Raw genomic sequence first — 25,112 nt, forward strand, 5'->3', positions numbered from 1 at the left:
GGGTTTGTTTTGCCGGTCCGAATTACCCGGGATGAAGGCATCAAGAATGAGTGATTGCTGTGAAAGCAAACGCCGTGCGCTGACGGCGATGCGGGAAACCCAGGCCCACGTCCTCTGGGTGGTGCTGGTAGTCAACGCCCTGATCATGCCCAGCAGCGGCATGATGAGCGTGGTCGGCGCGGCCGCCCCGGCAACGAACCTGGTGTGTTTCGCCATGCTGTAAAGTCACCGCGGCGACAACTTGAACATGAGCTCCACCTAACTGTGTTCGCGCAACGACTTGTTTGCCAACGGCGCTGTGCTCGGGGCCGCGGGTGCGGCTTGCCTGCTCCAGTCTCGTTGGCCGGACATCGCAGTCGGTGTCGTCATCGCGCTGCTGTTTCTCGGCTCGGCGTGCGGCGTGCGGCGCAGGCAGGCTGCAAAGTTTGGCGGTGGCCGCGCCGCTTTGCCGTCTATTTACGGTCCGGCTGGTAGATCTGGTCGAACACGCCGCCGTCGGCGAAGTGGGCCTTTTGCGCCTTGGTCCAGCCGCCCGCCACGTCATCGATGGTAAACAGTTTGATTTTCGAAAACTGGTTCACATATTTTTTGGCGAACTTGTCGACCGCGGGGCGATAGTAGTGCTTGGCGGCGATTTCCTGGCCTTCGTCGCTGTACAGGTATTGCAGGTAAGCTTCGGCCACCTTGCGGGTGCCGCGCTTGTCGACGACCTTGTCGACCACCGCCACCGGCGGCTCGGCCAGGATGCTGACCGACGGCGCGACGATCTCCACCTTGCCCGGACCGAGTTCCTTGATTGCCAGGAAGGCTTCACTTTCCCACGCCAGCAGCACGTCGCCGATGCCGCGCTCGACGAAGGTGGTGGTGGCGCCGCGCGCGCCGGAGTCGAGCACGGGGACGTTGCGGTACAGTTTGCCGATGAAGTCGCGCGCGCTCGCTTCCGAGCCGCCCGGCAGCCTGAGCGCGTAGCCATACGCGGCCAGGTGGTTCCAGCGCGCGCCGCCCGACGTCTTTGGATTGGGCGTGATCACCGACACGCCCGGCTTGACCAGATCGGCCCAATCCTTGATGCCTTTCGGGTTGCCTTTACGGACCAAAAACACAATCGTCGAGGTGTACGGCGCGCTGTTGTGCGGCAGCCGTTTCTGCCATTCGCGCGCGAGAAGAGCGCGTTCGCTGATAGCATCGAGGTCGCTGGCGAGCGCGAGCGTGACGACGTCGGCTTCGAGGCCGTCGATCACCGAGCGCGCCTGCTTGCCGGAGCCGCCGTGCGATTGCTTGACCCTGACGCTGTCGCCGGTCTTCGCTTTCCACTGGCGGGCAAAGGCGGCGTTGAAGTCCTGGTACAGTTCGCGCGTCGGGTCGTACGACACGTTGAGCAGCGTGATATCGGCGGCGGATGCAGCTCCTGCCAGCAGTACAATGGCGACCATCGACTGGCTCAGTTTTTTAAGCAACATCTCGTTTCTTTCGGGAAGAGGAAAGCGGTAGCGTAAATCCCTCGGTTCCGAAATGGAAGGAATGAAATCAGTTGTCGATATCTGTTTTTTGATCCGTAATGTTGTTGTTGCAGCAGCAGTAGCAGCAGCAGGCTAGTGCGCCTTTGACAGGATCAGCAGCCAGCGGCGCATCAGCAACACTTCGAGGTGGCCTGGCTCGACGCCGGTATCGCATTCGATGAACGGGTTGACCGCATAAAAACGCTTGCGGAAATCGCGGGTGACCAACACTTCGCGGCGGCCGAAGCGGAGCATGAAAGGGGTCGGTGCGTATTGCACGCCGAAAGAGCTGTTCAGGACTGTCATGACGATTTCCTTTTTGGTTTTTTGTTAATCCAGAGAGTCCAGAATAGCATAACTACTGTATGAATACACAGTAACTGTACGAATAAACAGTAATTCTTGAAACTGTGGTTTTTTCGCCAAGGGCCTTAGATTAATGTCTGCTTTATTGTTCCCCCGGCTGCATCGATTCCTCGCCGCGCGCCTGTCGCCTGAAGGCGAAACCGGGCTCCACCTGACGGTAGGCAGCGTGCTGATCGTTTGCGCGGCATGGCTGTTCGGCGGCATCGCCGAAGAAGTTGTCAACCACGAGGCGCTGACGGTCCTCGACGTGACAATCGCGCACTGGTTCCACGCCAACGCAAGTCACCCGATGACGCAGGTGATGCTGTTCATCACGCACATCCACGGCATGGCCGGCGCCCCGATCCTGGGGCTGATGCTGGCGGCCTGGTTTTATTTGTCGCACCAGCGCTACTGGCTGATCACGACCCTGGTGGCTCTGCCGGGCGGCATGTTATTGAACGTGCTGCTAAAGTATGTTTTTCAGCGTGCGCGGCCGAGTTTCGACAACCCGCTGCTGACCTTGTCGACGTATAGCTTTCCCAGCGGACATACGGCAAACGCGGCGCTGCTGTACGGTTTGCTGGCATGCTGGCTGTGGGTTCACCATCGCAGCTGGCGCGCGCGGGGTTTGATTGCCGCTTGCGCCTGCCTGATGGTGGGGGTGGTCGGTACCAGCCGGATGTACCTGGGCGTGCACTACCTGTCGGACGTGTTGGCGGCGACAGCGTCAGCGAGTGCGTGGCTGGCAGTTTCCATCACCGCGATCTCGACCTTGCGTCGGCGCCGCCAGGGCAGGGGCAGGGGCAGGGGCAGTGTCCGCCAATGAGCAAGAGGATGAGCCCAAGGAGATCGACCTGAAACGCATTGCAGTGATCATCAATGGCAGCGCCGGCGCCGGCCATGGCGACGACGCAGCGAGCGAGCTGCGGGCGAAATTTCGTGGCTACGGCTGCGAGGCCGACGTCACGCTGGCGAAAAACGGCGAGGACATGATCGCGGCGGCGCGCAAGGCGATCGCCGATGGCGTGCAAGTGGTCGTTGCCGGCGGCGGCGACGGCACCATCAATGCGGTGGCGTCGGTGATGGCCGGCAGCGGGGTGGATTTCGGCGTGCTGCCGCTGGGCACCTTGAACCATTTCGCCAAGGACCTCGGCATTCCGCTCGAGCTCGACGAGGCGGTGCGCAACGTCGCCGAGGGCAGGCGCATCGAGATCGACGTCGGCGAAGTGAACGGCCGGATTTTTATCAACAATTCCAGCCTCGGCCTGTATCCGGACATCGTGCGCGACCGCGAAAAACAGCAGCACCGGTTAGGGCGTGGCAAATGGCTGGCGGCGGCGTGGGCAGCCGTGGCGGTGCTGCGCCGCTTTCCTTTCCTCGACGTCGGCGTCGGCGTCGGCGTCGATGGCCGGCAGCATGCGCGCAGGACGCCGTTCGTCTTCATCGGCAATAACGAATACACCATGCAGGGCCTGGCGATCGGCGAGCGCCAGCGCCTGGACGCCGGCGTGCTCAGCCTGTACGTCGCGCAGCGCCCTGGCCGGCTCGGCCTGATTCGCTTCGCCTGGCGCGCGCTGCGGGGCCATCTGGCGCAGGAGCGCGACTTCGACGTTATGCTGTCCGATCAATTCGACATCAGGACGCGCCATCGACGCTTGCGGGTCGCCACCGACGGCGAGGTGACCGTCATGGCGACACCGCTGCGCTACCGGATTCGCCCGCGAGCGCTGGCCGTCATCGTTCCCGCAATAGCCAACACCGAAATCGACACCTGAATCAACACCCGGGAGAGCAGCAAGCACCATGCGTACACTTGTTCATTTATCCGACCTGCATTTCGGCCGTGTCGACGATGCGCTGCTGGCGCCGCTGCGCGAGCAGATCGAGGCCATCGGGCCCGACGTGGTGGTGGTGTCGGGCGACCTGACCCAGCGCGCCAAGAGCGCGGAGTTCGGCGCGGCGCGGGCCTACCTCGATACCTTGCCGGGGCCGCAGATTATCGTGCCGGGCAACCACGACATTTCGCTGTATAACGTGTTTCGCCGCTTCGTGCAGCCGCTCAAGCGCTACAAACGCTACATCACCGACGATCTCGACCCGATCCACGTCGACGGCGAAATCGCCGTGCTGGGAATAAATACGGCGCGTTCGCTCACGTTCAAGGACGGCCGCATCAACAAGGAACAGGTAGCCAAGATGCACCAGGAACTGGCCGGGCTCGACCCCGCCATCACCCGCATCGTCGTCACCCATCACCCGTTCGACCTGCCGCGCAACGCCAAGGACGCCGACCTGGTCGAGCGCGCGCCGATGGCAATGGCGGCGTTCGCCGAGTGCGGCGTCGACCTGCTGCTGGCCGGCCACCTGCACCTGAGCCACGCCGACAGTACCGCCGAACGCTACCCGTTCAGCGAGTACGCGGCGCTGGTGATCCAGGCCGGCACCGCCACCTCGACGCGCGCGCGCGGCGAAGTCAATTCCTTCAACGCGATCCGGGTCGAGCCGGCACGGGTCGAAGTCGACCGCTATAGCTGGGACGTGCAGGCCGCGCGGTTTTCGAAAATCTCGACCGAGTCGTTTGCGCGCAGCCGCGGGAGGTGGGCGGCGCATGGTGGGGGGTTGCTGATTTAAAGAAAAAGGGCCAGAGCTGGCAAAGAAAAACCAGGAAGAACCGGGGTCTGAACCCGAGGACCCCTGATTCCTATATCCAGTACTCGGTCAGGCGCGCTGCCCATTCTTTTAAGCGGTCGGACCACGGCCGGCGGCTCCATTCTTCGCGGCTGACCGGTTTCGAGTCGCGCAAATCTTCGGAAAATGCGGCTTCCATGTCCTGGCCGAAGGCCGAATCGAGCACGATGACGTTCAGTTCATAGTTGTGGATGAAGCTGCGGCGGTCGATGTTGGCCGAGCCGATGGTCGACCAGGTGCCGTCGATTACCGCCGTCTTGGCGTGCAGCACCGCCACTTGCAGGTGGAAGATCTTGACGTCGTTGGCCAGCAGCTGGTCGTAGAACGCGCGCCCGGCGTGCAGCACCAGGCCATGGTCGGTCACGCCCGGCAGCACCAGGCGCACGTCGACGCCGCGCCTGGCGGCGGCGCACAGCGCATCGACGATCTGCTGGTCAGGTACGAAATAGGCCGACGTGATGTGGACGCTCTTCTTCGATTCCTGGATTGCCAGCACCAGCGACTTGTAGATTTCGAAGCCTTTTCCCGGATCGCTCGCCAGCACCCGCACGACCTTGTCGCCGACCGGCGCCAGGGGCGGGAAATAGGTCGTTTCGGAGGCCGCTTCGGACAGCTCGCCGGCTTCCTGGCGCACCCAGTTATTAACGAATGACCATTGCAGCGCAGCCACGGCCGGCCCTTCGACCTTGATATGGGTATCGCGCCAGCCGACCTTCTTGCCGTCCTCCTTGTTCGGGGTGCGGCGCGAGCCGAAGAAGGAACTGTCGGCGTAGGTGCTGCTGATGTTGATGCCTCCGGTGAACGCGATTTTGCCGTCGACCACCATCAGCTTGCGGTGGTCGCGGTTGTTCAGTTCCCACTTGCCTTTGCGCGCAGCCGGGTTGACCGGGTTGAACTCGACTAACGTGATGCCGGCTGCACGCATGCGCTCGAAGAACGCTTGCGGCGTGCCGAAAGTGCCAACGGCGTCGTACAGCACGTTGACGAGAATGCCTTGCTGGCGCCGTTCGATCAGCAGGTCGGCGAACTCGATGCCGACGCGATCCTGGTCGAAGATGTAGGTTTCGAGGTTGATGCTGGACTTCGCGTCGCGCACCGCCGCCATCATTTCCTTCATGGTGGCGGGGCCGTCGAACAGTAGGCTGACTTTGTTGCCGGCGATCAGCGGCACGCCGGTGGCCGCTTCTTCCAGTATCGCCAGCGCCTTCATGTCGGGCGTCGCACGGGCCCAGCGCCGCGCCAGCAGCGCGGCGGCCTGTTTCGCCTGCAGCACGCCTTTCGGCGTGGCGACGGTCGGGCTGGCCTTGGCCGCCGCCGCCGCCATGTTTCCGCCGACCTCGGGCAGGCTGGCGCAGGACGCCAGCGCCAGGGTGGCGAAGGCTAACCATTTGCCATAGCTCGTTTTACGCATCACAGCCCCGTCTACAGTTTTTTTTGTGGTTCCACGAAAGCCTGGCCCGGCGGCAAATCCCTGGGCCCGATGAAAAACGCGATCGGGGCGGCAATGAAGCGCCGTCCCAGTGCGCGCAACAGGCGGATGCCTTGCTTGAAGCGAATTTTGCGGGCCCGTAGCGCCACCCACAGCGCCAGCGAAAAACTGACCAGCAGGTTGACCGCGCCGATGGTCAGGAATCCTGCTACGGATGTGACCGCTAGTTGCCAGCTTACATCATGATTGAGTCCAACGAGCGCCGTTGAGAAACTTGCGGCTGAAAATGTTACATGGCGAATGTCGAGCGGCAAGCCAAGCAGGTAGCCGAGGGTGCCCATGGTGCCGAGCAGGACACCGAAATAGAAGTTCCCCATCAGGCCGCCAAGATTGTTTTCGACGTACACCGCCAGCCGGTCCCGCCGGGCCTGGCCGAGCAGGCCGGCCAACCCGCGCAGTTGCCTGACCCGTTGCGCCATCCGGGTGTACAAGGCCTTGTTATCGTAGTAACCGGAGATCAGGCCGGCCAGGAATAGGCAAACGCCGGCAATCGCCGCGTACACCAGCGCCAGACTATCGAAAGGATCGATGTTGTGCAGCATCTGCATCGCTTTGGCGGGGCTCACCAGGTGGGCGCCGCTGACGGTGTGCCACAGCGTGGCGATGATCCAGGCGACAGGCAGCACGGTGGCCAGGTTGCCCAGTACGGCGAAGCACTGGGTGCGGAACACCTTGTTGACCAGCTCGGCCATGTTGTCGAGGTCGATATGGCGGCCGTCCGTGCTCGACAGGCCGGCGGCGATGCGCGCCGCCGTCATCGCCGGCTGTTTGGTGGCAATCGTCAAGTGCAACGTGTGGATCAGAATGAAACCGAGCGAATAGTTCATGCTGAAGAGGAAGGCTTCCACCAGCGGGGCGCTACGCAGGTGGGACAGCAGCGTCTTGAACAAGGCCATGATGGCGACGATGACGCCGGCGCCGGCCGACGACAGGAACATGTTGCGCAGGTCGGTCCTCTTTTCGGCGATGTAATGTTCGCCGGTGCGGCTGGCGTTTTCCGTCACGTTGCGCGCCAACAAGTCGATATTGTCAGCGAACAAGTTCGCCACTTCATACTTGGTGTTGTGTGCTTCGACCAGTTCCTGCGCCAGGGTGATGGCGCCGGCGCGGCGCAGGGTGGTTGGCGGCGCCGCGGGCGGTGACGCTTCGGTGGCGGCGGCGATCAGGTCCACCGTCGGCGCGCTTGGCAGCTCGCCGCTGATGTCGACCAAAAACAGCAGCTTGCGCAGGCGGTCGATGCTTTGGGTCAGCGCTACCAGTACATAGGTCAGCGCCACGCTGGTGCCGTCGCTGGCGGCGTTCTTGCGGATCTTGCCGAGCGCCGCTTCGCACTGGTCGAGCATGACGAGCAGGTGGCGCGCCGGTTCCGGCGCCTTGTCGCCCCCGGCCAGCATCGCACCATAGGCGTCAAGGTAAGTGTTGGCTTCGATGTTTTGCATCAGGAACGGCGAAGCGAAGGTTTCGATGGCGCGATTGCCGCGCACCAGGCGCGGTTCGAGGCCGAGCGCGCAGACCCGGCACGACAGGGTGCGGATCGCTTCCAGCATGCCCAGCACCAGCGTATGCCGCGCGCCGGCGCGCAGATCGGGCGGGGTGGCGGCGGTAATCACGTCGACCAGCGCGAGCCAGTCGGCGGTCGGTACCGCGTTGACCCAGCGGTAGTCGCTGTCGCAGGACAGCATTTCGTCGATGGCGTCGCTGAGGTAGCTATCGTCGAGCGCAGGCGGCAGGAAGCGGTAAACGATGCGGCGCTTCAGTTCAGAAACGAAGCCGTCGTTCGACAGGATGCCGATGTCGCTGTACAGGCTGGCGTGGCGGCGTTGTTGCAGCAGCATGCAAATGGAAGCGCCGAGCCGTGCCGCGAGGTCGGGACGGTGCTCAAGTAGCTGCAACAAGTTGTTGACGTTGGCGGCGCTGATGGTGCCCTGGCCGGGGTGCGCGGGGCGCAGCTTGTCGACTAGGTCGGCAAGCTGGCCGATGGATCCGCTGTCGGGGGAGATGCGCTTTAGTATGGAAAGCATGAATGGTTGATGGTGCAGTGCAAAACGGACAGTATAGTCGAGCGCGCCTGCAAGCTTTGTACGGTAGCGTACACATCAGTTCTACGTTTTATCCAGCAGTATTAGTTGCCGCAGGTAAAGCCAAGATTGCCGCGAAAACAACATTTCATGTACACTGCGTCGTGACCGACTTTCCGCTCATGTGTGCCTGCCGCAATGACATCAATGAAAGAAGCCCGATTGAAACCGGTTAACTTGCTGATTGCACTATGCTGCCTGGTCAACAGCGCCCTTGCCGCCACTGCAAGCGCGCCGTCCGGCTATGCTCTCGAGAACACCGAAGTGCGTGACATCCGCGCACAAGCGCTGAACCGGGACTATCAAGTCTATGTGGCCCTGCCCGATTCCTATCGAGAGGGCAACAAGCGCTATCCGGTATTGTTTGTTGTTGACGCCAACTATGCGTTTCCAATCGTGCGCAATATCGCGCAGCGCCTGAACAAGCATGCGGGGATGGAAGAAGCGGTCGTGGTCGGCCTGTCGTATGCCAAGGGTGATGGCGGCGTTTATAGTCGTCGCCGTGATTACACGCCTACCGTCCCGCGCGACCAAAATTACCGGTCGGACATGCTAGGGCGGCAAGCTGCATTTGGAGAAGCCGCAGCATATGGCAAGTTCATTTCCGGCGAAGTGTTTCCATTTATCGCACATAATTACCGTGTGAACATGGAGCGGAAAATCTTTATTGGCCATTCGTACGGCAGTTTGCTCGGCCTGCAAATGTTACTGACCGAGCCGCGTACCTTTGACCATTACATCCTCGGCAGTCCTTCGCTGTGGTACGACGCTGGCACGATGTTTGAGCGCGAACGGGCCTATGCCACAAAAAACAAGGACCTTCCCGCTTCGGTATTTTTCGGTATCGGCGCTCTGGAACGGCTGGCGCCAGGAAAGAAGCGTTCGCGGTCGGAGGAAAATGCCGACATGGTGGAGGATCTGCGCGAGTTCGACGGGTTGTTGCAATCACACAGGTTTCCAAGCCTGAAAACGCGCCTGCGCGTATTCGAGAATGAAGATCATGCGAGCGTGTTTCCTTTTGTCCTCACGCATGGATTGCGGGCGTACTTGAGGTCATCGAAGTAAAATTTCGATGCGGCAATGGCAACGACCCGGACCGCATGAATCGGCCTGCCCCCGGTCTTGTCTACTTTTTGGCCGGCAATATGATCGGTTGGACGGCGCCGCAGTCGGCGCCCAGCCAGCGGCCTGAAGACGCGATGTTTACTGTTTCGCTGGCGCCCGTGACGTCCGTCGTCACCCGCATGGTCGAGGTGTAGGCGGTCGGGCCGGCGAAGGTCGCGCTGCCTTCACCGTTGGCCTTGGGATTGGTGCACGAAAACGAAAACGCCATCGTGTCGCCGACCGGCCGCTCGTGCTGATAGCTGCAGTTGCCGTGCTGCTGGATCGGCAACTGCTGCCTGGCTGCCATCTCGGGGGTGATGCACATCTTGGCGACGACGCCGTCATGGCCGATGACGACGCCCTGGCGCGACATCATGCCCTCGATCTGTTTGCGCTGCTCCGGATCCATGTTCGCCAGATGCTGCTGCGCCATGGCCAACGCTCCCTGCAGCTTGCCGCCGCCGCCGCCCATCTTGTTGTTGGTCTCCCACAAGCCGGGCTTGAAAGCCTGGGCCTGTGCGTTGTGAAAGGCGCCGGCAAGTGCGAATGCGCAGAAGGGCAGGACGAGGTGGCGCACCGATGAAATGGCACGGGACGTGTAAAGGAAGCTGGAAATGCGAGCTGTCATGCTTGGCTCCGGGGTCGGATTGGCTGGAGGCCAAGCATAAACCAGAACCGGCCGGGAATGCCGTTCGCGCGGCCACCGGTATGCCGGACGCCGTCCCAGCGCTTGCGCCGGTAGCCGGCACCGAAGTGCGCCTTGACCAGCCGGGTTTGCGGGCGCAATGCGGCGAAATACCACACCAGCAGGAACAGCAGGCTGGCCGGGTGCAGCAGCAGCAGCGGTTCGGTGCCCAGCCGGGTGTTCAGCGCGCTGGTAAAACTCTGCAGCATCAGCATCAGCATAGCGAGGCTGGCGTGGAACCAGCGTCGGGCCGACGCTGCCCGTTCGGGCTGGTCGAGCGCCTGCCAGTTGCGCATAAGAATGTAGGCGCCGAACGCGGGGGTGAACAGCAGGCTCCAGCGCGCCGCCGCTCCCGGGTTCCAGATAGCGCACGCAGACTCGCACGCAAATTCGTCGCCGTGTTGGTATTTCCCATGGAAAAAGCCGCCCGGCTTGCACCGGGCGGCTTTGGTTTGGCGCGCGCTTTGCGTGCCGAGCGCGTCGCGCTGCTGGCTACCTGTTACCTACCCGCGCGGAGCCGGTTCGGCGACGTAGATTTCGACCCGGCGATTGCGCGCGCGGCTGGCCTGATTGTCGTTTGAGGCGATCGGTTCGCGTTCGCCGCGGCCATCGACCATGATGCGCCCGGGCGATACGCCGCGCATCGTCAGGTAGTCGCGCGTGCGGGCTGCGCGGTCGATCGACAGCGGCTCGTTGACGGCGTCGTTGCCGGTGTTGTCGGTGTGCCCGATGATGGTGACCGTGGTGGCCGGATTCTCGTTGAGCGTGCCTGCGAAGCGCTCGAGCACGGGCCGGAAATTCGACTTGATGTCCGAACGTCCCGTGTCGAACGAAATATCGCTCGGGATTTCGAGCTTGAGGCGGTTGTCCTGGGTCTGGCTGACCTGGACACCAGTGCCGCGGGTGGCTTGCTCCATCTGCTGTTTTTGTTGTTCCATGCGATTTGACCAGACATTGCCGATCAGCGCGCCGGCAGCGCCGCCGAGCACCGCACCCTTGGCCGTACGGCCGCCGCCGCCGCCGCCGGTAGTGCCGCCGAGGAGGGCGCCGATGCCGGCGCCGATGCCGGCCCCCGTCGCGGTGCCGCGCTGGGTCTGGCTCATGTCGGCGCAGCCGGTGACAGCCAGCGCCAGGACAGTGGCGCCGATCAGTGATTTGGACAGCTTGGATAGCTTGTTCATGGTGTTTCCTTCATGTATAAAATCCGCTTCATAGTCGCGTCCGTTCAAGACGGCGCGCGACCGCGAAACGGATCGGGCATCGAAGCGGGTGTTCGCCTTCGCCTTCGGTGCGGCAGGATATCTTAATAGTGCTTAATAGTGCTTAATAGTGCTTAATACTGCGCTAAATACCGCGACCGCTGATCAGGCGAACCAGGATCATGATGACGGCGACGACGACCAGGATGTGAATGAAGCCGCCAATGGTGTAGGAAGTGACCAGGCCGAGCACCCACAGGATCAGGAGAATTATTGCAATTGTATAAAGCATGATGGTGTCCTCGTTAATGATAAAACGACTGTGTCGCCGAAAACACAGTATCGCTATTTATTCCCGGCTGATCCGTACGTTGGCGTACATTAAAAATAACTTTTTTGTTCTGTGCGCAATCCGGGGACCCATCCCATGAAGCCGACCGGGCCGATCATGCCGATCAGGCAAGTAACCATGCCACCGGTGATGAGGAACATGACATCCTGCGGCGCGATTTCGCCCACGTTGGCGCCGGTGAGACCGAAGCCGCCGACAAAAGCTCCCCATACGATAGTGCCGATCCAGGTCAGTTTGTTCATGTGCGTTCCTCGCCTTCGGTTGGTTGAACACGCCCGCAATGGGCATGAATCGCGTCTGAGGTTTGCCACGTTGCAATTCTGTTCCTTGTCGCACATTGCACTAAAGAAAAGAACGCCATGCGCACATAGCCGCATGACCTTGTTTTTTGTTCAGGCGGGCGAGCCCGCCGGCGTCCCCTTATTGGACCGACTGCAGCGTACCCTTGACCACGCGTACACGGTCGCCCTGGCGCCAGCCCGGTGCATTCTGCTGATGAAAGGTGCGCGCGCTGCCGTCGTCGAGGCGGACCCGGATCTCGTAGCTTTGGGTCGCTTTCATGTTGCCTTCGACCTGGTTGCCGACCACGGCGCCGCCGACCGCGCCAGCCACGGTGGCAAGCTGGCGGCCGTGGCCGCCGCCGATCTGGTTGCCGAGCAGGCCGCCGAGGATGGCGCCGCCTGCCGCGCCGACACCGCTACCCTGGGCGCGGGTATTGATTTCGCGGACCGATTCGACGTTGCCGCAATTCGAGCACCAGTTTTTGGCCGGCGCGGCGGCCGCGACTTCGACCGGGTCGCGCGCGACCGGGCGCGGCGCGGGCTCGTAGTTTCGCACAGGGCGTGCTGACGCTGCGTCATTGCGCGCCTGCCGCGGCTCAGGGGCGTAATCGCCCGCCGCTGCCGCTGCCGGCGCCGGCGTTGCCATCCCCGAGGCCAGGGCCTGGCGGTCGGCCTCGGTCAAATCGCCGCGGCTGGCGGCATTGTTGCCGCCTATCGAAGACGGGATCCAGCCCATGATGGCGGCGGTGCCGACCAGGCAAAACAGGACAACTGCGATCGCCGCGATGATGAGCATCGGGTGATGGGTGCTTCCCTTGGGGATGAGCGGCGTATTCATGATGCTTCCTTTGGTCGTGTTCTTGTTCTTCGCCAGGCATGCCGGGCGCCAAACGGACGCGGCGCAAGGCCGGTTCGATAACTTTATTCTCCCTGGAAACATGATGCCGTTCCGTGCGTCACCGTACATACTTTCACTTTTATTGCCGTTACGCTGACTCAAATTGTTGGCAAATGTAATAACGCTTCATTGAACACATGGTTCCCGATAATTATTGCTTCCAGACGAGAAAAATGTTTCAACATACGCAACCGAGCCGAGAGGGAAAGTCGAATTTCACGGCAGCCCCGGAGGCTGCCGTGAAACAAGGTAACCTGCTATTGGCCGCACTTCCGGAACCCGACTTTGCGCGTCTGGCGCCGCTGCTCGAACCGGTGCGGGTCGACGTCGGCGAGGTGCTGTGCGAGCCTGGCGACCTGATCCGCTGCATCTACTTTCCGCACGATAGTCTAGTGTCGCTGCTCGGTGTGGCCGAGGGGCGCATGACGCTTGAAGTGGGGCTGGTGGGGCGCGAAGGCATGCTCGGCGCCACCGTCGCGTTGGGCCATGAGTTGGCCCAGGTGCGCGCCGTGGTCCAGCGCGCCGGCAGCGCCAGCCGCATGGACAGCTTCCAGTTTCGCACCGAGTTCGCGCGTAATCCGCCGCTGCAGCGGGTGTTGTACCGCTATACCGACACCTTGCTGGCGCAGGCGATCCAGATTGCCGTGTGCAGCCGTTTCCATGTACTGGAAGCGCGCCTGGCCCGATCGCTGCTGATCACGCGTGATCGCCTGCAATCGGAAAAATTTCACCTGACCCACGAATTTCTCGCCCACGCGCTCGGGGTGCGGCGGGTTGGCGTGACCAAGGCGGCCAGCGCGCTGCAGCAGCAGGGGCTGATCATCTACAGCCGCGGCAATATCGAGATCCTCGATGTCGCCGGGCTGGCCGCCGCTTCCTGCAAATGTTACGAGATCGTCAAGGAAGCAGGCGAGGCGGCGCAGGCCACCGCGTTCATTTAAACCAATACCGCCGCCTCGATACCCCGGAACAGACAGTGCCAACACGAAACGCCCCGACTTGCGGGGCGTTTTCTTGCTGCCTGCAGACAAGGCTTAGCGCGTGGTCTTGACCTGGTTGCCGATCACGCCGCCGACGGCCGCGCCGCCGACTGCGCCGATCGGGCTGCCGCCGGTCAGCACGCTGCCGGCTACCGCGCCGATGCCGGCGCCGACCGCGGTGTTCTTGTCCTGGTTCGACATGCCGGCACAGCCAGCTAGGCCGAGGGCCGTGGTGACGAGGGAAGCGCTGACGATGATTTGTTTGATTGATTGCATGTAAAACTCCTGGTGGGTTGGGGCAAGATTGGTGGCAGTGGCGATGATGGTCATACCCTTGCGGCACCGGCCCCGGTGGTATGCCCGCACAAGAAAGCGCCCCGCCGAACGGGGCGTCTTTTCATGCGGGCGTGAAAATTTACTTGGTGGTCTTGACCTGGTTGCCGACCACGCCGCCAACCGCGGCGCCGCCGACCGTGCCAACGGCGCTGCCGCCGGTCAATACGCTGCCTGCCACGGCGCCGACACCGGCGCCAACCGCGGTGTTGCGGTCCTGGCCAGACATGCCTGCACAGCCAGCCAAGCCGAGCGCCACGGTGACCAGCGACGCGCTAACGATGATCTGTTTGATGGTTTTCATGGACAGTCTCCTGTTGAAATGAATGAACTTCGAAATGCGATTAAAAAATTACTTCAGGCGCAAGTCGTTCTTGACCGATTTGACGCCCTTGGCTGAACGCGCCACCGACGAAGCGGTCGTAATGTTTTCCGCCGTGCTGACGAAACCGCTTAACTGCACAACGCCTTTGTAGGTCTCGACGTTGATTTCCGCTACTTTCAAGGTCGGTGCATTCAGGATTGCTGCCTTGACACTGGCGGTAATGGCGGTGTCGTCGATGTACTGGCCAGGAGTTTCACGTTTGTCCGTCGCGGTCGATGCGCAGCCGACGATGGTCGACAGCATCAGAGCGGCGATCAGGGTCGAAACGATTTTCAGGTTTTTCATGTTGATTCCTTAGTAGGGGTTTATTTTTATTAAAGTCGCGGCCGGCACATTTGCCTGTCCGATGAACAGAGAATAAAGCTTGCCTTAAGGCAGGTCTGTTCGGCAACGCACACAGTGTTGTAAAGTCGACACCTCTGATGGCAAGCAGCCTCGCAAGCCTTACAGATTCATCGCCTGGCGTGCGGCGGCGGCGGCGGCGCCACCGGCTTGACGCGCGCGTTGGCAAGCAACTGGCCGCAGGGACTGTTTTCACCCGGCCCGGTGTTGATCAAAGGGAGCAGGGCGGCGAACGGGGCTGCCGCCGTGGCCAGCAGGACCGCGCCGCCTGCCTTCATGGCCAGCACGCCCTTGTCGATGCTGACGTCGGGTTTGCTGAACGGGCCATTGACGTGCAGGGGCGCGCGCAACGAGAAGATGCGCAACGACTTGGTTTGCGGCCGCAAGGTCAGGTTCAGCTGCTCGTTGACGAGGTCGATGGTGCCGTCCGCGGTAATGGTCGCCTCGTCGGTGTCGACGACGAAAGTCCGTGTCCGCATCAGGCCGTTGGTAACGGCAAAGTCGGTGGCCATGCAGTTCAGTTGCACCGGCTTGTCGCCGAACAGCTTGGTGAGTACGACATTGCCGATATTCAAGCCCATTTGCTCGAGCAGCATCTTGCTCACCGAACCCTGGTTGATCAGGGTTTTCAGTTCGCCGTTGGCGCCGGCCAGCAAGGTCGCTATCGAATTGCCGGTCGACGACAGCTGGGCGTCGCCATTGATCTCGCCGACAGTAGCTTGCATCTCGTCGATCGTCGGGAACAGTTCCTTGATTTTCAGGTGACGCGCGGTGACCTTGGCAGTGGCCTTGATGGCGTCCCTGCCTTCGCGGCCGCTGCCGTCGAGCTTTATGTTGGAAACCATGTTGCCGCCAGCCATGGTGAAGTTCAGCGGGTTGAGTGTCAGCACGCCCGCTTTCATGACCAGGTGGGTATTGAGTTTGCTGATCGGCAGTTGCTTGTCGCGCACGATGCGGTCGGCCGAAAACTTGACGTCGGCATCGACTGTCTTCCAGCGCGCGGTGTTGAAGGTTTCGACCGGCAGCACCTTGCCGGCCGGTTGCACCGCGCTGACGCCGCGCGCGGCCTTGCTGGCGTTCGAATCGGCGCCCACCAGCGGGCCGAGGTCGCTGAAATTGAGCACGTGCGAGACGACGGTTCCGCTCAGCATGCCGCGTGGCTTGCCAGTCTGGAATTCGAGGCGGCCGGAGATGTCGCTGCTGCCGACCTTGCCTTTGAACTGGTCGTAGGTCCAGCGGCTGTTGTTGGCGTCGAGCGTGCCGGTCAGCCGACCCTCGGTGCTGAAGGCCGGCGTTTCCGGCAACAGCACACCGGTCAGGTTGTACAGCCGCGCCATGCTGGCGCCGGCCAGCTTGAGCTTGAGGTCGATCGCCGCCAGCTTCGATGGCCGCGTGACGGTGCCTTCGGCCGAAATGCGGGTGGCGCCCTGATTGAAACTGGCCTGGATCGGATACGGCGTACTCTGCTGCTTCAACGACAGCACGGCGCCGGCCTTGCCGCCACCGGTGACCGCGGCGCCGTTATAACTGCCGCGCAGTTTCCAGCCGATGCCGTAGCGCGGGTCGGCGTCGATGGTGTCGATGTCGGCGGTGATGTCGGCTTTTTCGATGGCATCGGCCAGATGCACGACACCTTTGGTCAACACCACCCGTTCGAGGTCGAGCGTCCACGTCGACGGCTGTTCCGTTGGCGCGAAGGTCCAGTTGTTGGCGCCATCAAGGTTGCGCAGCAGGTCGACCTTTGGCTGCTGGAAGCGCAGCACCGGGATCGCGATGGTGTGCTGCAGCAGGGCAAACGGGTTAAGCGAAAACGACAGCTGCCCGACGCTGGCCATGGCGCGCGCCGGCATGCCGGCCGGGTTGCCGACGTGGACGTCGTTGGCGATCAGGTGCGGCCAGGGAATGTGGTCGCGCCAGGTCGCGTCGCGGCCGGTAGTGGCGGCCGGCTTTTCCCACTGCAGCGACAGGTCGCCGTTGACGGCGAACGGCCGGCCGATCGCTTCGCTGGTTTTGGCGTTGAGCCAGGGGCGCGCCTTGTTCCAGTCATAATTGAGCAAGATGACGACGGCGACGGCGGGGATGGCGACGAGCAGGCCGAGCGCCCACAGGACGATTCTGGTGGTGCGCGAGCCTGGACCACGCCGGGTTCGCGGGGCGCCATCGTGCGCTGGGGTGTCGGGCATGGCAGTCCTTCTATTATGATAAGAGGCTAAGTGCAACAGCGTAGCGTAAATCGCATGGGAATAATGTACGCTGGCGCACGGATTGCCGGGCGCGCGTGTTGGCGTGTTGATTAACGGCTATGTGCGTCAGCGTACAGATCTTGCCAAAGAACCAGCATATAACGTTGTTAAGACATTTTTTATTATTTAACGGAGAGTCCACATGATGACGGAAACGAAAACCAATCGGCTGTTGACAGTGCTGTGCGCGGCTACGCTGCTATCCCTGGCAGCCTGCGGCACTTCGCAAAAAGCACCGGCCACCGCTGACGTCGCCGTTTCCAGGAATGCAGTCGACAACGCCGTCAGTGCCGGCGCCGCCGAGCTTGCCCCCCAGGAAATCATGGCGGCACGCTCCAAGATGATGCGCGCCAACGAGGCGTTGGCGGCCAAGGATTACACGCTGGCGCGCGACCTCGCGACCCAGGCCCAGGCCGACGCCAAGCTGGCCCAGAGCAAGGCCAACTCGACCAAGGCAAACGCCGCCGCCAACGCGCTCGACGCCGAACTGCGCGTGCTGCGCGAGGAAGTCGACCGCAACCGGTAAATCAGCCCGGCGCGACAAACCACCAGCAACAACTCCGACGCGCCCAAAGGCGCGAAAAAAAAGGAAATATCCATGAGTGCAAAATTGTTCAACACCGCCATTCTCGCCAGCACCGTGCTGCTGGCCGCCTGCAGTACCATACCGGCGTCGACGCCGACGCTCGACCAGGCGCGGGGCGCCTTCGCCGCAGCCAATAGCGATCCGCAAGTGTCGACGTATGCGCCGCTCGAATTCAAGCTTGCCAGCGATGCGCTGGAACAGGCCAATGCCGCCGCCGTCAAACGGCAGAGCCTCGACAAGATCGACCAGTTGGCCTACCTGGCCAAGCAGAAGATCGCCATCGCACAGCAGGTCGCCAGCCGGAAGGCGGCCGAGGCCGACATCGCCAACTCGGGCCAGGCGCGCGAGCGCCTGCAGCTCGAGGCGCGCACCAACGAGGCGAACCGCGCCAAGATGGACGCCGACCGCGCCAGGATGGATGCCCAGGCCGCCCAGTCGCAGGCCAACGACGCCCAGCGCGCCGCTTCCAACGCCGAAGCGCAGACGCGCCAAGCGCAGGCCAGGCTCGCCCAGCTCGAAGCGCAGATGGCCGACCTGCAGGCCAAGAAAACCGAGCGCGGCATGATCATCACGATCGGTGACGTGCTGTTCGGCACCGACCAGGCGCGCCTGACGCCGAACGGCATGAACACCGTCCAGAAGCTGGCCGACGTACTTACCCAGAACCCAAGCCGTACCGTGCTGGTCGAAGGGTTTACCGACAGTACCGGGAGCGCTGCCCATAACCAGGACTTGTCCGAACGCCGCGCCGCCTCGGTGGCCACCGCCCTGACCGGCATGAGCATCCCGCCCCAGCGCGTCGCCATGCGCGGTTACGGCCAGTCTTATCCGGTCGCCGGCAACGATTCAGCCAGCGCCCGCCAGCTGAACCGTCGCGTCGAGATTGTTTTGTCGAATGAAGGTGCCGCAATCGCGCCGCGCCGTTAAACTACGTTATTGAACAAGGAGACTATCATGGAAGAGAACAAAGCACCCCTGGCGCATGGTTTCGACGTTGCTGCCATCCGCGCCGCCGCCGCCAACCTCGCTGACGGCGCCGTCACCGAAGGCTACCAGGCCGACCGCGAAGCGGTGATTGCAATGCTGAACGATGCGCTGGCGACCGAGCTGGTATGCGTGCTGCGCTACAAGCGCCACTATTACACCGTCACCGGCCATGGCAATGGCCAGGCCAAGGCCGAATTCCTCGAGCATGCCCAGCAGGAGCAGGAACACGCCGACTGGCTGGCCGAGCGCATCGTCCAGCTGAACGGCTCGCCGAACTTCAACCCTGCCACCCTGGTCGCGCGCAGCCATGCCGAATACGACGATTCGGACGACGTGCAGGCGATGATCCGTGCCGACCTGATCGCCGAGCGGGTGGCGATCGAATCGTATCGCCAGATGATCCTGGCGATCGGCGACAAGGATCCGACCTCACGCCAGTTGCTGATCAACATTATGGCCGTCGAAGAAGAGCACGCGGACGACTTGCGCGACCTGATGCCGAACTAATTGCTTACAAAATCAATGGCTCACGATCACCGTATTTATTCACCACCACAGGAGTTCATCATGTTAGACAACACTTCACGCTCGACCGGCGATGCTTTCAATGGCGCCGTCAACACTGCCCATACCGATGTCAAGACCCTGGTCAAGGATGCCCAGACCCTGCTGACCGCCGCCGCGGCGCTGACCGGTGAAAAGGCCGAAGAGCTGCGCGGGCGTGGCATGCAGATGCTCGATGCCGCGATGAACAAGGCCAGCCAGGCACAAGGTCAAGCTATGGTCAGGGGCAAGGAACTGGCCCAGACCGCCGATGTCTATGTCAAGGACAACCCATGGCGCACCATTGCCGCCGCAGCCAGCGTCGGCTTGCTGGTCGGTGTGATCCTGGGCCGCAAATAACCTGCGCCGGGAGCTGCCATGGAAAAAACTGAGACGATCGTACATGGCCCCGGCTTGATGGGCGGCCTGACCGGATTGGCGAAAAACCTGTTCGGCCTGGTGGTATCGCGCGTTGAACTGGCCGCCATCGAGCTGTCGGAAGTGCGCAACCACCTGATCGAACTGTTGGCGCTGTTTGCCGGCGCCGTGCTGGCGGTCTGGTTTGCGATTGCCTACGGCACCGCCACCATCGTGGCGCTGGCGTGGGAATCGATGGGATGGAAAATCCTGTTGATCATGTTCTTGGTGTTTCTCGCTATTACCGCATTCCTCGTGTTCCGTGGCATGGCGTTGCTTAAGGAAGGCAAGCTGGCGTTTCCGGAGACAATGAAAGAACTCAAGAACGACCGTGAAATGCTGCTGTAAAAAAACTTTGGAGGTGACATGGAGTCGAAAACCGTAGCACTCAAGGACCAGCCCAGCAACGCCGAGGAGCGCAAAGCGCAGCTGATCCGCCAGGGCGAGTTCCACCGCGTCGGCGTCATGCACGCCAAGGCGCAGGTCAAACAGGCGGCGCGGCCGGACGCCTTGTTCCACTCGGCCATCGACCACGCCACCTGGGCGGTGCGTTCGCGCGTCGACAGCCTGCTCCACCCGACCGGCACCAGCGTCGGCGCACTGATGCCGTACGCGCTGACCGTCTTCAGGTTCGTTCGCCACCGGCGAATCGGCAAGGCTTCGCTCGCCGTGGCAGTCGTGCTGGCCGGCGTCGGGCTTTACATTCAGCAACGGCGTTCCCGGCAGTCACTGTACGAATGAATTGCGCCGCCGGGCGGCATGAGAATATGGTGGGGCTTGGGCGGCGTCGCGATCGCAGATCCGACGCCGTTTTTTTACCCATTTGTTACCGAACCGAAAATCGCATGAACGCTCACAGTCCCCTCAATCCGCACACGCTGCGGATTGGGCCGGTGCTGGTGCCGGTGCCGGTGCTGGTGCTGCAGGACGGGGGCGCACTCGGCGCCTACCAGGCCTTGCACGAACATGAGCTGGTGCCCGACTGGATCGTCGGCGCCTCGACCGGCGCCATCCGGTGACGATGGCTGAGGAAAATTCAACGGCCCGAGTCGGCCATCACCTGACTACGGGCGCCGGCCATGTCCTGCTGGTAAGTGGCGCGCGCTTGTTTGACGCAGCCGGCGCGTTCGGCGGTGGGCAGCTTGCGGCAGGCGCCGTGGGCTTCCTGCAGCCCGGCGCCAATTTCCTTGTGCAAGCTGGCCAGGCGCGCGGCCATGCTGGCGTCTTCGCGGAACCAGCGCGACGGGTCGCCACGGGCGATCTCGCGCGCCTGCTTCCGGGCAGTGGCGGGCGGGACGTTGGAATCGGTGGATGGATCGCTGGCCTGGGCCTGCGCCGCGCCGGTCGAGACCAGCAGGGCGCAGGCGAGGGTGGCGGTAACAATACGGTACGGCTGGGTCATGGCAGCTCCTTTGTTGTTATTGTGCCGGCTGAAAAATAAAAAAGCCGGCTGGGCCGGCTTGGTTTTTACAGTCGTCCGGTCAACAACATGACGATCAGGCCGGTAACGCCGACCGGACCGTAGCCCCAACTGCGGCTGTGGTTCCAGGTCGGCAGCGCGCCGATCAGGATCAGGATGAGTACGACTAACAGAATGGTCCCCATGGGGAGCTCCTAAATGAATGATCAAGCGGAAACGAAGCGTCCCCGGAGAACGGAAAAATTAATAGCGATAGACGCGGCCATCGACCATGCGCACGCGGTTGCCCACGCGCAGGTCATACACGCTGTCCTGCGTGACGCCGCGGTATTCGCCGTTGTCGAGGCGAATATTGATCTGGTACATGTCCTGGCCGTTAGCGTTGCGGTTCGCTTCGACGTTGTTGCCGATCGCTGCGCCGCCGACTGCACCGGCGATGGTGGCGGCAGTACGGCCGTTGCCGCTGCCGACCTGGTTACCGACCAGCGCGCCAACCAGGCCGCCGACGACAGCGCCGCTGCCATTGGTGCCGCCGCCGCGTACGACCTGGATCGAATCGATCGTGCCGTAGCCCGACGACGCGTTGGTGTTGTAACCGCCGTTGTTATTGCCGCCGTTGTTATACGGCGTCGAGGTGGTGCTGGCACAGCCGCTCAAGACGGCAGTGCCGGCGATGAGAAGGGCGGCGATGGTTTGTGTTGATTTCATGTTGTTCTCCTGGCAAATGTGTTTGTTCAGGATAATCAGCAACATTTTCTTGGTCTGTACGGTGCCGCACATTCTCGCAGGGAATTTTTTCAGCTACACTCTGTTCACTGTTGTAATAACGGCAGCGCGGCGTGAATAAAGAAAGCTGTGTTCGCCAGCGTACAGAAGGCGGGCGGTAACTGACGTACAACAGTAGCAACCGTATTCACTACCGGAGCTCAATCATGATCGAACGCCTCAACACCGGCCACGCCATCGCCCTGCTGGTCGCCGCGCTGTTCTGTAACGGCGCGGCCAGCGCCGCCGTCACCGAAGCCAAGGCCGCCTACGTGCAAGCGAAGGACACCGCCGGCGCGACCTACAAGGCAGCGCGTGCCCGGTGCAATGCGATCGCCGGCAATCCGAAAGACGTGTGCGTCGAGGAAGCCAAGGCGGCGCGGGTACGTGCCGAGGAAGAAGCCGGCGCTTTCTACAAAAACACGCTGAAGGCGTACACCACCTCGCGCATGAATATTGCTGCGGCCAACTACGAGCGCGACAAGGCCAAGTGCGGCTCGCTGGCCGGCAACGACAAGGACGTCTGCATCAGCCAGGCCAAGGCCACACTGGTCGCCGCCAAGGCCGACGCCAAAGCCGACAAGCGCGCTATCGAAGCGCGTACCGACGCCCGCGACGACAAGCGGACGGCCGAGTACAAAGTCGCGCGGGAGAAATGCGACGCCTTCGCAGGCGTGCCCAAAGATAGCTGCGTGACGACTGCAAAGTCGCAGTACGGCAAGTAAGCGAACGACGCCACAACCGTCGAGCAGGCCAGATCATTTTTTAGTTCAACCACCAAGGAGTTCCATCATGAAAATTACACGCCGCCTCGCCACCATGCTGTTTGCCGCTTCGCTTGTCGCCACCCTGGCCGGTTGCGCATCGACCCCGACCAAGGAAGGCACTGGCGAGTTTATCGACGACACCGTCATCACCGCCAAGGTGAAAGCGTCGATCTTTAACGAGCCGAGCTTGAAAGCGACCGAAATCAACGTCGAAACCTTCAAGGGCGACGTCCAGTTGTCCGGTTTCGTGGCACAGCCGCAGGACGCCCAGAAAGCAGTCGAACTTGCGCGCGGCGTCAAAGGTGTAGTGTCGGTCAAGAACGACGTTCGGGTTAAGTAACCCATGTAGTAACGCGCTGTCCGCGCCGGGCCCGCCTCGGGCCGGCGTTGCGGGCGGCGATTCTTTTCTTGAGTCTCCCATGAAGCTTGCAGACCAAACCCTGCCGCCTGCCGCCGACGAGATTGTCGTCTCTGTCGCCGCGGTTGCCGCCCAAGACGGCGCGCCCGCCATGCCGGGTCACTCGTTCAAATTTCCCTTGCACGTCAACGCGCGCGGCATGGCCATCGGCATCGTTGCCACCGTGGCCTTCGTGTGGGCACTGCAATGGTCCGAAAAATTCCTCGTTCCCCTGTTGCTGGGCGTATTCATCGCCTATACCCTGAGCCCGGTGGTGCAGTGGCTCGAGCGCTGGCACATCAAGCGCGCCATCGGCGCCACCCTCGTCACGGTGGCGATCCTGGCGGGGCTGGGAGCGGTGCTGTACCGGGTGCAGGGCGAGATCGTCAATATCGTCGACGAACTGCCGAAGATCACACAAAAAATGACCAAGCTGCTCACTGACGGCAATGGCGGCCAGTTCAGCACGATCCAGCAGATGCAGGCGGCGGCAAGCGAGTTCGAACGGGCCACCGCGAACGTCGGCGCCGACGGTACGCGCGCCACGGTCAGGAAAATCACCCCCGCGGCGGCGGCGGCGGCCGGCGGCGGCATCAAGGTGATGGACTGGGTGCTGGCCGGCTCGGTGGGCCTGGCCACCTTCGTCAGTCAGGCCACGATGGTGGTGTTCCTGGTGTTTTTCCTGCTGCTGGCGGGCGACACCTTCAAGCGCAAGTTGGTCAAGCTGACCGGGCCGTCGTTGACGCGCAAGAAAGTCACGGTCCACATCCTCGACGACATCAACACCTCGATCCAGGCGTACATGTTCATGCTGCTCGTTACCAACAGCCTGCTGGCCTTGCTAATGTGGCTGGCACTGTCGGCAATCGGGCTTGAAAACGCCGGCGCCTGGGCCATTTTCGCCGGCCTGATGCACATCATGCCGTACTTTGGCCCGCTGCTGATTACGGCTGCCATCGGCATGGTTGCTTTCATGCAGTTCGAACAGCTGCGCATGGTGCTGCTGGTGGCCGGCGCCTCGCTGGCAATCGCCACCCTGGTCGGCACCGTCGTCGCCACCTGGATGACCGGCCGCATCGCCCGCATGAATCCGGCGGCGGTGTTCGTCAGCCTGTTGTTCTGGGGCTGGCTGTGGGGCGTTTGGGGTTTGCTGCTGGGCGTGCCAGTGGTGGTGATCCTCAAGGTCGTTGCCGAACGGGTGGAAGGGATGGAAGTGGTGGCCGAGCTGCTGGGCGAATAAAATAAGTAACGGCGGCGCCACCGCGCCGCCTGTTTTCCAATGTTCTGTTTCTTTTTTCCTACTCGCTTTGCCTGCCGATCGGGTACGCCGTACGCGCCGCCTTGCCGGCACCGCCTTGCGCGGCGGCCGCCACCGCAGCGCGTTCTTCCTCGCCGGCGGGCTCACGCAGGCTGCCTAGCTGGACCGCGTACTGGCGGGCGAACTCGGCGCCGAGGAAAAAGATCTGCGCCGAATAATATACCCACAGCAGCATCGCGATGGTCGAGCCGGCTGCGCCGAAGCTGTTGGCCACACCACTGTTGCCGATATACAGGCCAATGCCGAATTTACCCAGCTCGAACATGGCGGCGGTGCCGAGCGCCCCGATGGTGACGTCGTGCCATGACAGCCGGCTGCGGGGCAGCAGCTTGTAGATCACGGCGAACAGCATCGCGATGACGCCGAAGCTGATCAGCCACGCGATCCACCCCAGTACCACGGTTGCGTCTTTCCACAATGCGCCGACAAAGTTTTCCAGCACGGCCAACGCCGCGCTCACCACCAGCGACACCATCAGCAGAAAGCCGAGTACGACGATCAGGCCGAACGACAACAGGCGAGTGCGAATGATTTCCCACCAGGTCGAGCCCGTTGGCTTCGGTACGCCCCAGATTTCGTCGAGGCTGTCTTTCAGCTCGGAAAAGACGCTGGTGGCGCCGACAATCAGCAACACGGTGGCAATGATGGTCGCCTGCAGTCCGCTGTCATGGCTGCGCGCGCCCGCCAGCACCAGCTGGATCGCTTCTGCCCCTTTCGGCCCCATCAGCCCCTTGAGCTGGCCGAGCAACTGGCCCTGGGCCGCTTCGGCGCCGTAGAAAAAGCCGGCCACGGCGATGACCAGCAGCAGGATCGGCGCCATCGAAAACAGCATGTAGAAGGCCAGGGCGGCGCCCTTGCTGGCGCAGCGGTGGTCGATCCATTCGCTCACTGCACAGCGCAACACAAGGCCGACATGCTTTGAAAAAGGCAGCCATTCTTTCACATTCATTGAATTCTCCAATACGAATGGGCCCCGCAGGGCCCATTCAAGTGAGTTCGCGCGAACCG

General features: G+C 62.3%; 34 protein-coding genes and 1 pseudogene. 17 read left to right on the plus strand and 18 right to left on the minus strand.

Annotated elements, in window-relative coordinates:
• Positions 1 to 46 precede the first annotated feature (46 nt).
• On the plus strand, positions 47 to 223 hold the full coding sequence (locus tag CR103_RS22830; protein ID WP_180279438.1) for a hypothetical protein: 177 nt from the start codon (positions 47 to 49) through the stop codon (positions 221 to 223).
• Positions 224 to 452: 229 nt separating this feature from the next.
• On the opposite strand, the gene CR103_RS17020 is transcribed toward CR103_RS22830, so the two are convergent.
• Together CR103_RS17020 and CR103_RS17025 are read right to left on the minus strand one after the other, a co-directional pair.
• Positions 453 to 1,460: a sulfate ABC transporter substrate-binding protein gene (locus tag CR103_RS17020; RefSeq protein WP_099917136.1), complete on the minus strand. Its 1,008-nt coding sequence runs from the start codon at positions 1,458 to 1,460 to the stop codon at positions 453 to 455.
• 132 nt (positions 1,461 to 1,592) lie between these two features.
• Positions 1,593 to 1,805 carry a hypothetical protein gene (locus CR103_RS17025; protein ID WP_099917137.1) on the minus strand — a complete coding sequence of 71 codons (213 nt, stop codon included), beginning with the start codon at positions 1,803 to 1,805 and terminating at the stop codon, positions 1,593 to 1,595.
• Positions 1,806 to 1,938: 133 nt separating this feature from the next.
• On the opposite strand from CR103_RS17025, the gene CR103_RS17030 reads away from it, so the two are divergent.
• The 3 genes from CR103_RS17030 to CR103_RS17040 are packed head-to-tail and all read left to right on the plus strand — an operon-like array spanning position 1,939 to position 4,478.
• The gene (locus CR103_RS17030; protein WP_099917138.1) at positions 1,939 to 2,673 is read left to right on the plus strand and encodes a phosphatase PAP2 family protein; all 735 of its coding nucleotides are present in this window, start codon (positions 1,939 to 1,941) and stop codon (positions 2,671 to 2,673) included.
• Positions 2,660 to 3,622: a diacylglycerol/lipid kinase family protein gene (locus CR103_RS17035; RefSeq protein WP_229443332.1), complete on the plus strand. Its 963-nt coding sequence runs from the start codon at positions 2,660 to 2,662 to the stop codon at positions 3,620 to 3,622. The genes CR103_RS17030 and CR103_RS17035 overlap by 14 nt, the downstream gene beginning before the upstream one ends.
• Before the next feature lie 28 nt (positions 3,623 to 3,650).
• Positions 3,651 to 4,478, plus strand: a complete 828-nt coding sequence (locus CR103_RS17040; RefSeq protein ID WP_099917139.1) for a metallophosphoesterase family protein — start codon at positions 3,651 to 3,653, stop codon at positions 4,476 to 4,478.
• Positions 4,479 to 4,548: 70 nt separating this feature from the next.
• On the opposite strand, the gene cls is transcribed toward CR103_RS17040, so the two are convergent.
• Together cls and CR103_RS17050 are read right to left on the minus strand one after the other, a co-directional pair.
• A complete protein-coding gene (gene cls / locus CR103_RS17045; protein ID WP_099917140.1) occupies positions 4,549 to 5,946 on the minus strand; it encodes a cardiolipin synthase in 1,398 nt (465 codons plus the stop codon).
• Between the two features lie 11 nt (positions 5,947 to 5,957).
• Complete coding sequence (locus CR103_RS17050; protein WP_099917141.1) at positions 5,958 to 8,045, minus strand: site-specific recombinase; 2,088 nt, start codon at positions 8,043 to 8,045, stop codon at positions 5,958 to 5,960.
• 2 nt (positions 8,046 to 8,047) lie between these two features.
• Between CR103_RS17050 and CR103_RS22205 the strand changes: the two genes are divergently transcribed.
• Positions 8,048 to 8,278, plus strand: a complete 231-nt coding sequence (locus tag CR103_RS22205) for a hypothetical protein (protein WP_143752659.1) — start codon at positions 8,048 to 8,050, stop codon at positions 8,276 to 8,278.
• Entirely contained in the window at positions 8,250 to 9,167 is a 918-nt protein-coding gene (locus tag CR103_RS17055) for an alpha/beta hydrolase (RefSeq protein ID WP_099917142.1), read from the plus strand. Before CR103_RS22205 ends, CR103_RS17055 begins: the two co-directional genes overlap by 29 nt.
• 61 nt (positions 9,168 to 9,228) lie before the next feature.
• Here the strand turns inward: CR103_RS17055 and CR103_RS17060 are convergent, their stop codons facing one another.
• The 6 genes from CR103_RS17060 to CR103_RS17080 form a co-directional block, all read right to left on the minus strand.
• Positions 9,229 to 9,834, minus strand: coding sequence for a DUF3617 domain-containing protein (locus CR103_RS17060; protein WP_099917143.1), 606 nt, complete (start codon positions 9,832 to 9,834; stop codon positions 9,229 to 9,231).
• Entirely contained in the window at positions 9,831 to 10,187 is a 357-nt protein-coding gene (locus tag CR103_RS17065) for a hypothetical protein (RefSeq protein ID WP_099917144.1), read from the minus strand. Before CR103_RS17065 ends, CR103_RS17060 begins: the two co-directional genes overlap by 4 nt.
• A gap of 207 nt (positions 10,188 to 10,394) precedes the next feature.
• A complete protein-coding gene (locus CR103_RS17070) occupies positions 10,395 to 11,072 on the minus strand; it encodes a YiaD family glycine zipper/OmpA-like lipoprotein (protein ID WP_180279439.1) in 678 nt (225 codons plus the stop codon).
• 163 nt (positions 11,073 to 11,235) lie between these two features.
• Positions 11,236 to 11,382 (minus strand): lmo0937 family membrane protein, encoded by a 147-nt coding sequence (locus tag CR103_RS22210; protein WP_143752660.1) that lies wholly within the window; start codon positions 11,380 to 11,382, stop codon positions 11,236 to 11,238.
• A gap of 89 nt (positions 11,383 to 11,471) precedes the next feature.
• Positions 11,472 to 11,684 (minus strand): hypothetical protein, encoded by a 213-nt coding sequence (locus tag CR103_RS17075; protein ID WP_099917145.1) that lies wholly within the window; start codon positions 11,682 to 11,684, stop codon positions 11,472 to 11,474.
• A 178-nt stretch (positions 11,685 to 11,862) separates the two neighbouring features.
• Positions 11,863 to 12,561, minus strand: coding sequence for a glycine zipper 2TM domain-containing protein (locus tag CR103_RS17080; RefSeq protein WP_099917146.1), 699 nt, complete (start codon positions 12,559 to 12,561; stop codon positions 11,863 to 11,865).
• 299 nt (positions 12,562 to 12,860) lie between these two features.
• Here CR103_RS17080 and CR103_RS17085 point away from each other — a divergent pair, with 299 nt between their 5' ends.
• Positions 12,861 to 13,562, plus strand: a complete 702-nt coding sequence (locus CR103_RS17085; RefSeq protein ID WP_229443334.1) for a Crp/Fnr family transcriptional regulator — start codon at positions 12,861 to 12,863, stop codon at positions 13,560 to 13,562.
• Positions 13,563 to 13,655: 93 nt separating this feature from the next.
• Here CR103_RS17085 and CR103_RS17090 read toward each other — a convergent pair whose 3' ends face one another.
• The 4 genes from CR103_RS17090 to CR103_RS17105 form a co-directional block, all read right to left on the minus strand.
• Positions 13,656 to 13,877 carry a YMGG-like glycine zipper-containing protein gene (locus CR103_RS17090; RefSeq protein WP_099917175.1) on the minus strand — a complete coding sequence of 74 codons (222 nt, stop codon included), beginning with the start codon at positions 13,875 to 13,877 and terminating at the stop codon, positions 13,656 to 13,658.
• Between the two features lie 139 nt (positions 13,878 to 14,016).
• A complete protein-coding gene (locus CR103_RS17095; protein ID WP_099917148.1) occupies positions 14,017 to 14,238 on the minus strand; it encodes a YMGG-like glycine zipper-containing protein in 222 nt (73 codons plus the stop codon).
• Between the two features lie 48 nt (positions 14,239 to 14,286).
• A complete protein-coding gene (locus tag CR103_RS17100) occupies positions 14,287 to 14,604 on the minus strand; it encodes a BON domain-containing protein (protein WP_099917149.1) in 318 nt (105 codons plus the stop codon).
• Between the two features lie 167 nt (positions 14,605 to 14,771).
• The gene (locus CR103_RS17105) at positions 14,772 to 16,844 is read right to left on the minus strand and encodes an AsmA family protein (protein WP_099917150.1); all 2,073 of its coding nucleotides are present in this window, start codon (positions 16,842 to 16,844) and stop codon (positions 14,772 to 14,774) included.
• Positions 16,845 to 17,046: 202 nt separating this feature from the next.
• On the opposite strand from CR103_RS17105, the gene CR103_RS17110 reads away from it, so the two are divergent.
• From CR103_RS17110 to CR103_RS17140, 7 genes and pseudogenes are all read left to right on the plus strand, one after another.
• Positions 17,047 to 17,430, plus strand: coding sequence for a DUF4398 domain-containing protein (locus CR103_RS17110; RefSeq protein ID WP_099917151.1), 384 nt, complete (start codon positions 17,047 to 17,049; stop codon positions 17,428 to 17,430).
• Between the two features lie 72 nt (positions 17,431 to 17,502).
• The gene (locus CR103_RS17115; RefSeq protein WP_099917152.1) at positions 17,503 to 18,417 is read left to right on the plus strand and encodes an OmpA family protein; all 915 of its coding nucleotides are present in this window, start codon (positions 17,503 to 17,505) and stop codon (positions 18,415 to 18,417) included.
• A gap of 27 nt (positions 18,418 to 18,444) precedes the next feature.
• The gene (locus CR103_RS17120; protein ID WP_099917153.1) at positions 18,445 to 18,984 is read left to right on the plus strand and encodes a ferritin-like domain-containing protein; all 540 of its coding nucleotides are present in this window, start codon (positions 18,445 to 18,447) and stop codon (positions 18,982 to 18,984) included.
• Positions 18,985 to 19,044: 60 nt separating this feature from the next.
• Entirely contained in the window at positions 19,045 to 19,380 is a 336-nt protein-coding gene (locus CR103_RS17125) for an ElaB/YgaM/YqjD family protein (protein ID WP_099917154.1), read from the plus strand.
• A gap of 18 nt (positions 19,381 to 19,398) precedes the next feature.
• Complete coding sequence (locus tag CR103_RS17130) at positions 19,399 to 19,785, plus strand: phage holin family protein (RefSeq protein WP_180279440.1); 387 nt, start codon at positions 19,399 to 19,401, stop codon at positions 19,783 to 19,785.
• A gap of 18 nt (positions 19,786 to 19,803) precedes the next feature.
• A complete protein-coding gene (locus tag CR103_RS17135; RefSeq protein WP_099917155.1) occupies positions 19,804 to 20,178 on the plus strand; it encodes a hypothetical protein in 375 nt (124 codons plus the stop codon).
• Positions 20,179 to 20,282: 104 nt separating this feature from the next.
• Positions 20,283 to 20,450 (plus strand): annotated as a pseudogene (locus CR103_RS17140) (patatin-like phospholipase family protein); the annotation flags it as partial.
• Between the two features lie 23 nt (positions 20,451 to 20,473).
• Here the strand turns inward: CR103_RS17140 and CR103_RS17145 are convergent.
• From CR103_RS17145 to CR103_RS17155, 3 genes are all read right to left on the minus strand, one after another.
• On the minus strand, positions 20,474 to 20,839 hold the full coding sequence (locus tag CR103_RS17145; RefSeq protein WP_099917156.1) for a hypothetical protein: 366 nt from the start codon (positions 20,837 to 20,839) through the stop codon (positions 20,474 to 20,476).
• 65 nt (positions 20,840 to 20,904) lie between these two features.
• Complete coding sequence (locus CR103_RS17150) at positions 20,905 to 21,042, minus strand: DUF3309 family protein (protein ID WP_099917157.1); 138 nt, start codon at positions 21,040 to 21,042, stop codon at positions 20,905 to 20,907.
• Between the two features lie 58 nt (positions 21,043 to 21,100).
• Positions 21,101 to 21,565: an outer membrane lipoprotein gene (locus CR103_RS17155; RefSeq protein WP_099917177.1), complete on the minus strand. Its 465-nt coding sequence runs from the start codon at positions 21,563 to 21,565 to the stop codon at positions 21,101 to 21,103.
• A gap of 224 nt (positions 21,566 to 21,789) precedes the next feature.
• On the opposite strand from CR103_RS17155, the gene CR103_RS17160 reads away from it, so the two are divergent.
• From CR103_RS17160 to CR103_RS17170, 3 genes are all read left to right on the plus strand, one after another.
• Entirely contained in the window at positions 21,790 to 22,347 is a 558-nt protein-coding gene (locus CR103_RS17160; protein WP_099917158.1) for a hypothetical protein, read from the plus strand.
• A gap of 67 nt (positions 22,348 to 22,414) precedes the next feature.
• A complete protein-coding gene (locus tag CR103_RS17165) occupies positions 22,415 to 22,729 on the plus strand; it encodes a BON domain-containing protein (protein ID WP_099917159.1) in 315 nt (104 codons plus the stop codon).
• A gap of 79 nt (positions 22,730 to 22,808) precedes the next feature.
• Complete coding sequence (locus CR103_RS17170; protein ID WP_099917160.1) at positions 22,809 to 24,026, plus strand: AI-2E family transporter; 1,218 nt, start codon at positions 22,809 to 22,811, stop codon at positions 24,024 to 24,026.
• Positions 24,027 to 24,084: 58 nt separating this feature from the next.
• Here the strand turns inward: CR103_RS17170 and CR103_RS17175 are convergent, their stop codons facing one another.
• Positions 24,085 to 25,053, minus strand: coding sequence for a YihY/virulence factor BrkB family protein (locus CR103_RS17175; RefSeq protein WP_099917161.1), 969 nt, complete (start codon positions 25,051 to 25,053; stop codon positions 24,085 to 24,087).
• Positions 25,054 to 25,112 lie beyond the last annotated feature (59 nt).

This window comes from Massilia psychrophila (genome assembly GCF_002760665.1).
GTDB lineage: Bacteria > Pseudomonadota > Gammaproteobacteria > Burkholderiales > Burkholderiaceae_D > JAFCUW01.